The sequence below is a fragment of the Nitrospira tepida genome, assembly GCF_947241125.1.
Classification (GTDB): domain Bacteria; phylum Nitrospirota; class Nitrospiria; order Nitrospirales; family Nitrospiraceae; genus Nitrospira_G; species Nitrospira_G tepida.
This window is the reverse complement of record NZ_OX365700.1, coordinates 4,064,060-4,077,464: the sequence shown is the minus strand read 5'-3', so window position 1 is coordinate 4,077,464 and position 13,405 is coordinate 4,064,060. Positions and strand designations below refer to the sequence as shown.

The following is a 13,405-nucleotide window of genomic DNA, read 5'->3' as shown; positions in this document are numbered from 1 at the left end:
GGAGGCGTATTCGCTGGAATACGTTGAGGATTTTTCGGGGCCGAGAACGAAGTAGATGCCGGTGCATCCTTCGCCGCAGTAGAAAGGTCGATGCCGGACAGGCTCCTTGGACAAGGAATAGAAGCTGGCGGATGCGGTTATGGGTCACGAAGCACACAGGTTCTGATGCCGAACGGATGGGCCAGAGCAGATAGTCCCTGGGTCGTCCCCCAACCGGCGGTGAACAGCCGTCGCTGGCTGCTCTCTCGGGATTTCGCCTACGTCTGGTGGGGGCAGACGGTCTCGCAGGTCGGCGACGGCATCTCCAAGCTCGCGCTCCTGTGGTTCGTCTATGCGGTGACCGGGTCGCCGCTCAAGACGACCGTGATCGGCCTGTTGCAGACGATCCCGCCGATCGTCCTGGGACCGTTGATCGGCGTGGCGGTGGACCGGCTCCCGAAGAAGCCGCTGCTCATCGCTTCCGATGTCAGCCGTGCCATTCTGATCGGCCTGATCCCCTGTTGGATGTCGGTGGAAAGCTTTACGGTCGAGCGGCTGTACCTGCTTGTGTTTCTCCATGCCGTGGCGACAGCCTTGTTCGGGCCGGCCTTGACTGCCACGATTCCCTCCATCGTCGCGCCGGCGCAATATACCGCCGCGAATGCGCTGCTCCAAAGCACCACGAGTCTCGGCGTCATCATGGGGCCCGCCTTGAGCGGCCTCGGCATCGCGGCGCTCAGCTCGCAAGATGTGCTCTGTCTCAATGCCGTCACCTATCTGGTCTCGGCCCTCTTTTTCCTGCGGATCCGAGTCGCGCCTCCGGCGGCGACCGACCAGAGCCAGGGTGTCGTGCGTTCGACGCTCTCCGACCTGGTGGAGGGGATTCGATTCGCCCTGTTCCGGCAGCCGACCATTTTGTTTCTGACCTTGACGGCGTCGCTCTACACCTTCGCCACGAGCGCCTTCACGACCCTGTTCCCGGTGTTCGGCCGCAAGCTGCTCGATTTGGGCCCCGTCGAGGTCGGATATCTCTGGTCGGCGCTGGGAGTCGGCCTGCTGGCCGTGTCGGTCGCCTTGATCTGGATCAGCGAGTGGAGTCTTGAGCGGAGGATTCGCGTGATCACGGCGGCGAGCGCCATCAGCGGAGGCTGCCTCCTGATGCTGGTCTGGGCCTCCAACAGCTATGTCGCCGGGGCGTTGATGTGCGTGATCGGCGGGGGGCTTGGCACCTTGACCCCGATTGCCTGGGGGGTCTTGCAGGAACTTTCCCCGCCCTTCATGGTCGGCCGGGCCTTGGCCGTGTATTCGACCGGCGCCATGACGGCGGCCATCGGCGGCCTCACGTTTTTCGGATGGGTGACCGGCGAATTCGGCGAACCGATCAGCTTGGCCGGGATCGGGCTCGTGCTCTTTGCCACCGCCGTCGTCGCCGCCACGTTTTCCCGCTGGGTGAGGAGCGATGTCGCCGCGCGAACCTGACAGGGGCCGGCGCAAGGGGTCGGGAAAGGCAAGAGGCGCGCCGGCTCAACCGGTTCGCCGTCATCATCGGTCTCATGGCCGGAAGGGGCGCCCTGTGGATTCGATCATCCGCGTCAAGGATCAGTTTTACATTCACGCCGACTCGTCGCTCGTCGATAACCGGACGCACGTGCTCAAGCAGGGGGACTCCTTTGCGGTGTTCGACCGGTACGGGGACATCAAGCCGGTCGGGAAGTTCTCGCACGGCCTCTACCATGACGGCACCAGGCACCTCTCCCGTCTCGAAGTCTTCGTGGGAGGCGCCCGTCCTATCCTACTCAGCTCGGCGGTGGGGGAGGACAATATCGTGCTCACGGTGGATCTCACGAACACCGATTTGGATCTGGAAGACCAGGCCAGGGCCCGCCGGGGCACCTTCCATTTGTTTCGCTCGGCCTTTCTCTGGGGCGGCGGGTGCCACGAGCAATTCCGCCTGGTGAACTACGGCGTCGACCCGGCTCGGATCTCGCTCGCCGTGAAATTCGACGCGGATTTCGTCGACATCTTCGAGGTGCGCGGCGTGCGTCGGCGGCGCAGAGGCAAGCGGCTGCGCTCGATCGTCAAGTCCGACAGCGTGCAGTTGCTCTACCAAGGGCTCGATGGGGTCGTCCGCCGCACCGGATTGCACTGGCACCCCACCCCGCAGGCCCTATCCGAATCGGAGGCCCGCTTCGATCTTTCGTTGAAACCGAAAGAAGAGGTGTCGCTGACGTTGGCGGTCCGCTGCGAGCAAGCCGAGCAGAAGGCGGCCGTCTGGCGCTATCACCAGGCATGGGAACAGGCCAAGCATGACCTGGCCAGCCGCATGGGCGAGGATTGCGAAATCGTGACGTCCCATGATTGGTTCAACGAGTGGCTCGATCGGTCCCGGCGCGATCTCCACATGATGGTGTCGGAGACTCCGCACGGCCCCTATCCCTACGCGGGAGTGCCCTGGTTCAGCGCGCCCTTCGGGCGGGACGGGATCATCACCGCGCTGGAGTATCTCTGGGTGAATCCCTCCATCGCCAAAGGGGTGCTCGGCTATCTGGCCGCGACCCAGGCCAAGGAGACGGTGCCGGAACAGGATGCGGAGCCGGGCAAGATCCTGCACGAGAGCCGCAAGGGGGAAATGGCCGCCCTCGGCGAGGTGCCGTTCGGTTCCTATTACGGCAGCGTGGACTCGACGCCGTTGTTCATCATGTTGGCGGGGGCCTATTTCGAACGGACCGGCGATCGGAATTTCATCGAAACGCTCTGGCCGAATCTCGACGCGGCGATGCGGTGGATCGACACCTACGGCGATGCGGACCGGGACGGATTTGTGGAGTATGCCAGGCGTTCGTCGCGCGGACTCGTCCAGCAAGGATGGAAGGACTCGTACGATGCTGTCTTTCACGACGACGGCAGGATGGCCGAGTCGCCGATCGCGCTCTGTGAGGTGCAGGGCTATGTCTATGCGGCCAAGCGCAGCGCGGCGGCCTGTGCGTCCGCGTTGGGGAAGAAGGAAACCGGCGCCGTCTTGCTCCGCCAGGCCGAGGTATTGAAGCAGCGGTTTCATCAGGCGTTCTGGTCCGATCACCTGTCCAGTTACGCGCTGGCGCTCGACGGCGAGAAGCGCCCTTGTCTGGTCAAGACGTCCAATCCAGGGCATTGTCTCTTTACCGAGATTGTCGGGGACCGGCATGCGGGGCGGCTTGTGCAATCGTTGGTCGAGAAAGACTTGTTTTCAGGATGGGGGATCCGAACGGTAGCGGCGGACCAGGCGCGATACAGCCCGATGTCCTACCACAACGGGTCGGTCTGGCCCCATGATAATGCGATCATCGCCATGGGGCTGGCCCGCTACGGGCATACCGACGCGGCGGTGAAGATTTTGCGGGCCCTGTTCGACGCCTCGCAATATTTCGATCTGCATCGGCTGCCGGAATTGTTTTGCGGGTTCGAGCGCCGGCCCGGCCAAGGTCCCAGCCTGTACCCCGTGGCCTGTTCGCCGCAAGCCTGGAGCGCGGCCTCGGTCTTCTTGCTGCTGGCCGCCTGTTTGGGGCTCACGGTGCGGGCGACGGAGCATCGGATTGTGTTTCATCGTCCGCTGTTGCCGGAATTTTTGCGCGAAGTGCATCTTCGCCATCTGCGCGTCGGCGCCATGTCCGTGGATCTCGTGCTGACGCGATCGAAGGATACGGTTCGAGTGGAAGCCTTGCGTAATGAGGGCGGAGTGGACATCGTGATCGTCAAGTAGCCACGGTGCCGGATTCGCGCCACTCCTCGCAGCATCTTCTCCGAAGCCTGCCGGGTCCCCGCCTCGCCGCATGCAAAGAAAATTGTAAAGTCGAGCTGTCGGAAGGACTTCAAAGGCTTAATTGGAGTGTTTGCTTTCCCCTATGGCCATGAGGGATGGCCTTGGCGGTCGAGAACGGGTGCATGGATGTATCTTATTGATATTTGTATGATTACGGCAAATTTTTCGGAGAGAGGCACGCCAAAGCTCCTGCCTGTATGAGAAACCATCCAGTGCGATGAGCCTTCCATTCAGTTGATTTTCTTCATCACCGGACGAGGATTTTGTCCATTGTGTGGGGTCTCTCTGCGTCGTAATGTGACGCAGCGTAGAGGATCCGTTGGTGCCCCCTCCGAGAGAATCGAGACAGCGAGGACAGATGAGACGGAGTTTCGGATAGGCGGATGGTTTGCTGAAGCGGCGGCACGTGATGGAGCAAAAATCTAACCCTCCGTTATTCCACGGTTCGCATCAACTGATCGAACAGGGTACGGCTCGTGCATAGCGAGAGGCGCCAATCAAAATCAAAGAGAAGTTGTGTTGCAGTGCAGTGTGAACGTGACCGAGTGAATGGAGTGGCAAAGGGGTGAGTCCGAAGAACCAGTCGAGCGGCCTGACGCGCATCTGCCCACCGACGCCGCATACTGTGGACCGCCAAGCACATCACGCATCGTCATCCAGCTCGTCGAGGAGGAAAACCGAATTATGAGAATCGCGCAGGTCGCACCACTGTGGGAAAGTGTCCCGCCGCAACGGTATGGAGGGACCGAACGGATCGTCTCCTATATTACTGAAGAACTGGTTCGCCAGGGCCATGATGTCACCCTCTTTGCGAGCGGAGATTCTGTGACCCAAGCGCGGCTGGAATCGATTTGTCCGCAGGCCCTCCGATTGAACAGCGGGATCTTCAATCGGGACGCTCCGATGATGATGCTGTTGGAACGGGGGTTCGGCGCCCCCGCCGGAACCTTTGACCTCATTCACTCGCATGTGGACTTCCTCGGGTTCCCTGTCGCTCGGCGAAGCGCCACTCCGGTCCTGACCACCTTGCATGGACGGCAGGATCTTCCCGAGCTCGCTCCGGTCTTTCGTGAATTTTCCGACATGCCGTTGATCTCAATTTCGGATGCGCAGCGGAGGCCATTGCCCTGGGCCAATTGGCTCGGGACGGTCCATCACGGGTTGCCGGAGGACCTGTACTCATACCATCCGACGCCCGGAAAGTACCTGGCCTTCTTGGGGCGTATTTCCCCTGAAAAGTGCCCCGAGCAGGCGATCGAAGTCGCCAAGCGCGTCGGTATGCCCCTTCGGATCGCCGCCAAGGTCGATCCCGCCGACCGGGACTTCTTCAAGGCCAAGGTGGAACCGCTCATGGACCACCCGTTGGTGGAGTTCCTGGGGGAGATCACGGACCAAGAAAAAAATCAGTTCATCGGCGAGGCCTACGCCCTGGTCTGCCCCTACGACTGGCCCGAGCCGTTCGGGCTCGTGTTGATCGAGGCCCTGGCCTGCGGCACGCCCGTGCTGGCCTACCGCCGCGGCTCGATTCCGGAAATCATCGAAGACGGCGTGACCGGGTTCATCTCCGAGAACATCGGGGAAATGGCCGCGTCTGTGACCCGGGTGGACTCCATCGACCGGGCCCGTTGCCGGGCCGCGTTCGACCAGCGGTTCACCGCGCGGCGCATGGCGCAGGATTACGTCAAGTGCTATGAGCGATTAATTGAGGCCAGGTATGTGACCGCGGAGGTGCAGCCGAGTAACGGCCGACATTCGGTGTCGCTGGTGGGGCGTTAAATGGCGATCGAGACCCAGGCGAGGAAGGACAAGATGAACCAGGGGCCGTCACAGACCGTTGAGCCAGCCGCCGAGCCGGAGTCCGCTTCCAAGGGCGGTGGGTGGCTGCTGCTCCGTACGCGGGATTTCGGATTGCTCTTCTGGGGGCAACTGACGTCGCAGATCGGCGACAGCCTCAGCAAAGTCGCATTGCTGTGGTTCGTCTATCAGATGACGGGGTCGGCCCTGAAGATGGCCGTCATCGGCCTCTTGCAGACCGTGCCGCCGCTGGTGCTCGGTCCTGTGATCGGCGTGTATCTGGATCGGTTGCCGACGAAAACGACGATGATCGTGGTCGATTTGCTTCGAGCCGTCCTGGTCATGCTGATTCCCGGGCTCTACGCCTTGGATCTGCTCACCCTGGAGCGGTTGTACGTCCTGGTGTTTTGCGTCGCGGTGGTCTCGATGATCTTTGGCCCCGCCTTGGCCTCGGCGGTGCCCCAGATTGTCCGGCGAGAGCAGCTCACGAGCGCGAACGCCCTGCTTCAGGGCACTGCCAATATCGGCGTCTTGATCGGTCCGGCGATCAGCGGGCTCGGGATCGTCCTGATCGGGGCGCAGAACGTGCTCTACGTGGATGCGGCGACCTTCCTGGTCTCCGCCCTCTGCCTGATGCCGATCCGCATGCGTATTCGCGCGGCCGCCGATCCGGTATCGGAGGCGAAACGGTCTTTCCGGGAAGACTTGCTGGCCGGCTTCCGGTTTGTGTTCATTCAACATCGGACCATCACGGCGCTCATGTTGACGGCGACGCTCTACAGTCTGGGGGTCAGCGCTTTTGTGTTCATGTTGCCGGTGTTTGCCGAGCAGGCGTTGAATGTGGGGCCGTTGGAACTCGGATGGCTCTGGTCTTCGCTGGGGATCGGCATGCTGGCCGGCTCAGCCTGGTTGGCTTCGAGAAAGCACCAGGCGACTGCCAATGGATTCAAGATGATCTCCAGCTCCATGACCGTGGGAGGGGTGGCGGTTTGCGGCTTGAGCATGCTCCCGACTCCGCTCGTGGCCACCGGCCTGATCGTCATCATTGGAGGCAGCACAGCGCTGTTTATGCCGATCGTGTGGGGAGTTCTGCAGGAATTGACGCCGGAACCGCTCTTAGGCCGCGTGTTCACGACCTTCAGCACTGGGGGGATGGCCTCGGCGATGGCGGGGATGGCGGGGTTTGGCTGGGCTGCCGATACCATGGGCCCCGGCATCTGCCTGGTCGGCATCGGGCTGGTGTTGCTGGTGACCGCCTGCGTGGCAGCCGGGTGCAGCCGGGTCCATTACCCGGCCGGCGACCGCAAGCAGGAAGGAGAAGCCCTCGCCGCGTAAGAGAGGGTTTCGTACCGAGTCGTTACGATGCAGATTCGAAGGCGCGGCGGACGATTGTCTGCGCGTCGGCCTGGATTCGTTTCAAATGGTCGTGGCCGCGGAATGACTCGGTATAGAGCTTGTACACCTCCTCCGTCCCGGAAGGGCGAGCGGCGAACCAGCCGTGGCGGGTGACCACCTTCACTCCCCCGATCGAGGCTCCATTGCCCGGGGCCTTCGACAGCACCGATAGGACTGGATCTCCAGCCAATTCGCTGACTTGAAGCTGCTCAGGCGAGAGGTTCTGCAGAATTCGTTTCTGACGGGCCGTCGCCGGCGCATCGATCCGCTCGTAACAGGGCTCGCCGAGTTCCTTCGTCAGGTCTCGATACAATTCGCCTGGGTCCTTGCCTGTCACCGCGCGCATCTCGGCTGCCAGCAGATCCATGATGATGCCGTCCTTGTCGGTCGTCCAGACGGTCCCGTCCATCCGGAGAAACGACGCGCCAGCGCTTTCCTCCCCGCCGAATCCCAGTGATCCATCCAGAAGCCCCGGCACGAACCATTTGAAGCCCACCGGCACCTCGACCAGCCGCCGGCCCAGCGAGGCCGCCACCCGGTCAATCAAGCTGCTGCTCACCAGGGTCTTGCCGATTGCGGCGGTCGCGGGCCACTGAGGCCGATGGGTGAACAAATAGGCGATGGCCGTGGCGAGGTAGTGATTCGGATTCAATAAGCCCGCGCTTCGCGTCACGATGCCGTGGCGGTCGGAGTCCGCATCGTTGCCGAAGGCCACGTCGAAGCGGTCCCGCAGCGCGATGAGCGCGCTCATCGCGTGGGGCGAGGAACAGTCCATCCGAATCTTTCCGTCCCAATCGAGTGGCATGAACCGGAATGTCGGATCGACCGACCGGTTGACGAGTTGAATGTCCAGGCCATACCGGTCCGCGAGCGGTTCCCAATAGCCCACCAGGGAGCCGCCGAGGGGGTCCGCCCCGATCGTCAGCTTCGCCTCGCGGATGCGCGGCAGGTCCACGACATGGACCAAGTCCGCGATAAAGGTTCCGACGTAATCGTGCCGGTGGACGGTCCCGGCCTGCATCGCCCGCTCGTATGGAATCCGCGCCACGCTTCGTAACCCGTCGGCCAACAGCCGATTGGCCCGCTCCTCGATCCATTTTGTGATGTTGGTGTCCGCCGGGCCGCCGTTCGGCGGGTTGTACTTGAAGCCGCCGTCCTCAGGCGGGTTGTGCGAGGGGGTGACGACAATCCCGTCCGCCAGTTCCGTCTGCCTGCCTCGGTTGTGAGTCAGAATGGCATGCGAAATGACTGGGGTGGGCGTGAAGCCGTCGTCCCGATCAACCATGACTTCCACGCGGTTGGCCGCCAGCACCTCAATAGCCGTGCGAAAGGCCGGTTCCGACAGGGCATGGGTGTCCCGGCCCAGAAAAAGCGGCCCGCTGATCCGTTCCTGTTGCCGGTACTCACAGATGGCCTGCGTGGTGGCCAGGATGTGGGCTTCATTAAAGGTCTGCCGAAGGGCCGAGCCCCGGTGGCCGCTGGTCCCGAAACTGACGCGATGGGCGGGGTCGCCAGGGTCCGGGTTCTCCGCGTAGTAGGCCTGCTGCAGGGCGGCAGGGTCGATCAACAGGTCGGGTGGAGCCGGCTTCCCGGCTTGCGGATGGATGGCCATAGGCGCGTAGAAGAGCCGGACACTGCTCTCGGATCAAGCACAACCGGCTTGCGCGATCATAGTGCGGCCGGAGATCCGAAACAAGGGACTTTATGACAAACGAAGGATCGGATAGGGTTGGGCGGGGGAGACCGAAGCGAGGGCCGGCGAGGCGCCGCGCGGACCGTTATCGGCTAGGCGACCGCCTGACGCGCAACCAATCCACAATACGCTCACAAGTCGCTTCGATCGGCCCTTCGGCGATCAGCGCAAGGCCGAGCAGCGCCAAGATGCTCATCACCAGTCCGGCTTCTTCCAATTCAGACATCGGCTCCTCCTGGCAGGTTGGAAACGAGGCTCCACGCTAGCTGAGGGTAGCCTTGCCGGGATAGTCCTCAAAGGGAGAGAGCCGCGGCCTTTCGTGGGATTGAGGAGCAAGCAGCGGTGAACGAAGGCCCCTCAAAGGAGGGGCGGGTCGAGCGAAGGGCCAAGCCGGTGGGGCTGATCCCGATTGATCCGCTGGCAAGCGAAGCTCGATCTGCGTCCCCACCCGGGTGATACGAACGATCGGCCGGCCTGCTAGAAACGCTCTTGCGATTCGGCCTTCATCGGACATAAGATTGCGTGGTCATTCTTTCCGCGGCCGATCGTCACCAAGGGGATGGCGGTGTTTTGGCAAACGCGAAACCCGGCGAACCGACGCGAGCGTCTCTGCGCGCTGTGCGGCAAGCAGGAGGGCGCCGTCCGCAACCTGATCCCCAGCCCCACCCATTACACCTGTGATGCTTGCCAGTCCAAAGCGCCGTTGTTGATCTGCGATGAATGCATGCAGCGCTGGTCCGCCTCGCTGACGCAGGAGCGCGCGACGCCCGGAGCGCCGCCGTCCGGACCGATGGTGGTCCCCAAGCCGACCGAGATCAAGGCCACGCTGGACGAGTACGTCATCGGGCAGGACCGCGCGAAAAAAGTCCTCTCGGTCGCGGTCCACAACCACTACAAACGCATTCTGAATCGGGAGCGCCTCACCAACGTCGACTTGCAGAAGGGCAACATCATGATGATCGGGTCCACCGGGACGGGGAAGACGCTGCTCTCCCAGACTCTGGCCCGCATCCTTCGCGTGCCCTTCGCCATCGCCGACGCGACGACGCTCACCGAAGCCGGCTATGTCGGGGAAGACGTGGAGAACGTTGTCCTGAAGCTGTTGCAGTCCTGCGACTATGACGTGGCCCGCGCGGAAACCGGGATCATCTATATCGATGAGATCGACAAGATCAGCCGCAAGTTGGAAGGCCCGTCACTCACGCGTGATGTGTCGGGGGAGGGCGTCCAGCAGGCGCTGCTCAAGCTGGTCGAGGGGACGCTGTGCAACGTGCCGCCGAAAGGCGGGCGCAAACATCCCGAGCAAGAGTACATCCGCGTGGATACGACGAACATTCTCTTCATCTGCGGCGGAGCGTTCGTGGGATTGGATCAGGTCATCGCCCAACGGACGGCGCCGAAACGGATGGGCTTCAGCGCGGCCGTGCCGGTGCAGGAGATCGAAGGCCACACGGATCTGCTCGCCTCCGTGCGATCGGAAGACCTGCTGAAATTCGGTCTCATCCCGGAGTTTGTCGGCCGGTTCCCCATTCTCACGACCTTGGCGGACCTCAACGTGCCGGCGTTGATCCGCATCCTGACCGAGCCGCGCCATGCGCTGGTCAAACAGTATCAGGCCCTTTTCGAACTGGAAGGGGTCGAGTTGCAGTTTACCGATGCCGCCGTCAAAGCCGTCGCCGGCCGAGCGGCCCTCATGAAGACCGGAGCGCGGGCCTTGCGCACGATCCTCGAAGACGTGATGTTGGATCTGATGTACGACGTGCCGGCGATGGGCGGCGTGAAGTCCGTGGTCATCACCGAAGACGTCATTGCGGGAGTCAGCCAGCCTAGAATCCTCACGTAGACGTGTTGATCAGCCGCTTCATCCTCGTTGCAAACCAATCCCCCGCTGCCAAGGCACGTAAACAGGCAGGGACATTGTCGCGACCGCATCGTTTGGCTCTGACCCACCCGGGCGGTCAGGCCACGAACAGCCTCGAATCAGGCCGCTTGCCGTCTCCGGCTCTCGCCGGAAGCGGAAGGAGTCAGGGAGCCTCCCTCGCCGGAGGCGGCGAGCCGCCTGCGCTCCGCGTCGCTCTCCCCGGCCATCGACCAATCCAGCAACCAGATCAGCGCGACCATCGTCGCGAGACCAATGATCTCGACCATGTGACACCTCACCACGACGGGAATCGATCGGAATGCTATCCCGCGCCGCTCGTATTTACGCGGCATGCCGGCTTCTGATGTGTCCCTGTGTCGCCGGCTCAGTCGATTGGCTCAGATCGCTCGACAGGCGAGACGATTCCTTCTCTGCGGGATAGAGAATCGCCATGCAGACAAAGAAGAGCCCCACCATGGTCAGCAGACCGGCCACAATTCCCCAGTAGCCCCAGGACATAAGGCACCTCGCTTGTCGCGGACGACACCGCTTCCGTGTCGTCCGGTTGATCCTTCCCGGTCGCTTTCTCCTATGCTCCTCCGTTCACGCAATCTTCCTGTACACCCGCTGCAGAGCCTCAAACTTCATGTCAGCGGCCGTCTCCTCCTCCGCCCGTCCTGACCTGAAGGCCAGTCCGCCGCCGAAGATGCCGAGCAAGGCCGCGCTGGCCGCGATAAAGTAGCCGACCGGGATCTCCGGCCAGGATCGCGGCTCGGCCAATCTGGCCATCCGTTCGCCGGTCCTTCCATCGGCCACGGCCAGTCGCTCGAACTGCTCGGCGAGCTGGGTCGTTCGCCTGATAGCGGTGGTCACGCTCGCCAACTGGTATTGATTGGCCGCCCGTGCGTCTTCATACCGCATTTGAGCCTGCGTCACCTGCATGATGGCCCGGCCGGTGCGTTCTTGAATCTGTGCGGCAAGCGCCGTCAATTCCCGACTGGTGTCCACGATGATCCGGCCGAGGGTCGGCTGCCAAACCGACGAGAACTCGCCATCCAATCGCCGGCCCATCGTTTCCGTCGCATGGATCATCCGTTTGTTGAACTCCGACGGCTCGAATCCCGACGGCACCAAGCCGCTCCGCCACCCGCGCTGGGAAAAGTTCACGATCGCGCGGCCCATGACCGTTTGCACCCGGCCCTCGTGGTCGGTCTTCATGCGTGCGGCCTTGTCTTCGACGATCTGGCTGAGATTCTCTGGCGCGGCGCCGAACCGGTGCTGCGCCACGAGCGCGCGCGAGAGGTTGGTCGCGCTTTCTGTAATCGCGCGGGGGCCGTCGCGCTCCAGAAGAGATTGATCGAGGATGGCTTGGCCCAGCGCCGGTTGGAGCCAGACCATGCTTGCCAGAATGCCGGTCGGTTGGGAGGTTGCCCCTTGTTGAGGTGGGGCCGCTTGGAAGGTCCCGTTGGCGGCAGTCATCAACAGGTAGCCACTGAACACCGTCGCCGCCAACCCAATGGCTACCGCGAGATCGTTGACGTCGTAATGGCGCTCCATAATACCCTCCTTCCCCCATCGGGCAAGGCTTCACGCGGCAGACGCGTGACCAGTCGTTTCACCCGAGGGCCTTTCCACGGCGGTTCAAGCCGATAGTCCATCAGTTGAATTCCTCCTAGGCGATGTACGAGACGAATCGAACACGTGGAACGGGCGTGACGGACTCTTGGCGCCGATTGGAATCGGTCCCTGCGGCACCTGATGCCTAACGCGATGATTTCAAAGGCTGAGAGAGAAGTGAAACGAGCGATGCTGTGCTCGAACAGAGAGAGAACAGGGGTGTGGGAATGGAGACACCCAATCAGGTCATCCCGCCGGATTCCTGTTCCGCGGAGGACCATGGCTACCACCTGTAGACCAAGGCGGTTGCACTGAACTGATGTAGTCTACGCGCCTGAAGGAAGGCAGGTCAACTGGCCGTATTGAGTCATCTAAAATCTTACCGAGCGACCGATCGTTGCGTCATTTGTCAATCTTACCCTCCGAGTCCGCATGGGGCGGGCCAGAAGGAGGGGGAGGATCGAGGCAGCGGGGATGGCGCGACGGTCGAAGCACGAGTATCTGCGGGTGATGTGGCAGCGGTATCAGCGGGCGGGGCGCCGCGAGCGATCGGCCCTCCTGGACGAAGTGACACGAGTCTGTCGATATCATCGCAAGTATGCGATTGGGTTGCTGAGCCGAGCGGCCCCACCTCGGCCGCCCGTGCGCCGGGTGATCCGGCGACGGCCGACGTATGGGGAGCCCGTGATTCGCCTGCTGGCAGAAATCTGGGCGGCCTCGGGCTATCTGTGTGGTCAGCGACTGAAGGCGGCGCTGCCGCACTGGCTGCCCTGGCTGACGCGGCGCACCGCGGTCACGCCGGCGGTGGAAGCCCAACTCCGGCGGATCAGTGCCCGGCAGATCGACCGCCGGCTGCGGGACCGGAAGCGACGGCTCAAGCGGCGGCTGTATGGCACGACGCGCCCGGGGTCCTTGTTGAAGCAGCAGATCCCGATCAAGACGGAGCACTGGGACGTCCGTACGCCCGGCTATCTGGAGATCGATCTGGTGTCGCACACGGGCGCCTCGGCCGCCGGCGAGTTCCTGCACACCGTGGACGGTGTGGACATCCACACGACCTGGGTGGAGCGCCAGGCCGTGATGGGCAAGAGCCGTCACGGGGTCGTGCAGGCGATGACGACCATCGAGTCGCAGCTCCCGTTCCCCCTGCGGGGCGTGGATTCCGACAACGGGAGCGAGTTCATCCATGACCACCTGCTGGCGTGGTGTCAGCAGCTGTCAGCGGTCATCCAATAATCCCCAGGTGTGGTCATTGAATTTTCCCCAC

At 62.8% G+C, this 13,405-nt stretch carries 11 protein-coding genes; 6 read left to right on the top strand and 5 right to left on the bottom strand.

Annotated features, from left to right (window positions below; all coding sequences use genetic code 11):
* The first annotated feature begins 165 nt into the window (after positions 1-165).
* The 4 genes from QWI75_RS19365 (at position 166) to QWI75_RS19350 (ending at position 6,907) form a co-directional block, all read left to right on the top strand.
* Positions 166-1,458 carry an MFS transporter gene (locus QWI75_RS19365; protein ID WP_289270879.1) on the top strand — a complete coding sequence of 431 codons (1,293 nt, stop codon included), beginning with the start codon at positions 166-168 and terminating at the stop codon, positions 1,456-1,458.
* Between the two features lie 94 nt (positions 1,459-1,552).
* Complete coding sequence (locus tag QWI75_RS19360; protein ID WP_289270877.1) at positions 1,553-3,718, top strand: amylo-alpha-1,6-glucosidase; 2,166 nt, start codon at positions 1,553-1,555, stop codon at positions 3,716-3,718.
* Between the two features lie 744 nt (positions 3,719-4,462).
* The gene (locus QWI75_RS19355) at positions 4,463-5,554 is read left to right on the top strand and encodes a glycosyltransferase family 4 protein (protein WP_289270875.1); all 1,092 of its coding nucleotides are present in this window, start codon (positions 4,463-4,465) and stop codon (positions 5,552-5,554) included.
* Entirely contained in the window at positions 5,555-6,907 is a 1,353-nt protein-coding gene (locus QWI75_RS19350; protein WP_289270873.1) for an MFS transporter, read from the top strand.
* Between the two features lie 22 nt (positions 6,908-6,929).
* On the opposite strand, the gene pgm is transcribed toward QWI75_RS19350, so the two are convergent.
* Positions 6,930-8,579, bottom strand: a complete 1,650-nt coding sequence (gene pgm / locus QWI75_RS19345; protein WP_289270871.1) for a phosphoglucomutase (alpha-D-glucose-1,6-bisphosphate-dependent) — start codon at positions 8,577-8,579, stop codon at positions 6,930-6,932.
* A 166-nt stretch (positions 8,580-8,745) separates the two neighbouring features.
* Positions 8,746-8,886 carry a hypothetical protein gene (locus tag QWI75_RS19340; protein ID WP_289270869.1) on the bottom strand — a complete coding sequence of 47 codons (141 nt, stop codon included), beginning with the start codon at positions 8,884-8,886 and terminating at the stop codon, positions 8,746-8,748.
* 339 nt (positions 8,887-9,225) lie between these two features.
* Between QWI75_RS19340 and clpX the strand changes: the two genes are divergently transcribed.
* Positions 9,226-10,503 (top strand): ATP-dependent Clp protease ATP-binding subunit ClpX, encoded by a 1,278-nt coding sequence (clpX, locus tag QWI75_RS19335; protein ID WP_289270867.1) that lies wholly within the window; start codon positions 9,226-9,228, stop codon positions 10,501-10,503.
* Between the two features lie 137 nt (positions 10,504-10,640).
* On the opposite strand, the gene QWI75_RS19330 is transcribed toward clpX, so the two are convergent.
* The 3 genes from QWI75_RS19330 to QWI75_RS19320 form a co-directional block, all read right to left on the bottom strand.
* A complete protein-coding gene (locus QWI75_RS19330) occupies positions 10,641-10,808 on the bottom strand; it encodes a hypothetical protein (RefSeq protein ID WP_289270865.1) in 168 nt (55 codons plus the stop codon).
* 55 nt (positions 10,809-10,863) lie between these two features.
* Entirely contained in the window at positions 10,864-11,040 is a 177-nt protein-coding gene (locus tag QWI75_RS19325) for a hypothetical protein (RefSeq protein WP_289270863.1), read from the bottom strand.
* 84 nt (positions 11,041-11,124) lie between these two features.
* Entirely contained in the window at positions 11,125-12,078 is a 954-nt protein-coding gene (locus tag QWI75_RS19320) for a hypothetical protein (protein WP_289270862.1), read from the bottom strand.
* A 534-nt stretch (positions 12,079-12,612) separates the two neighbouring features.
* Here QWI75_RS19320 and QWI75_RS19315 point away from each other — a divergent pair.
* Complete coding sequence (locus tag QWI75_RS19315) at positions 12,613-13,374, top strand: hypothetical protein (RefSeq protein ID WP_289270860.1); 762 nt, start codon at positions 12,613-12,615, stop codon at positions 13,372-13,374.
* Positions 13,375-13,405: the final 31 nt, after the last annotated feature.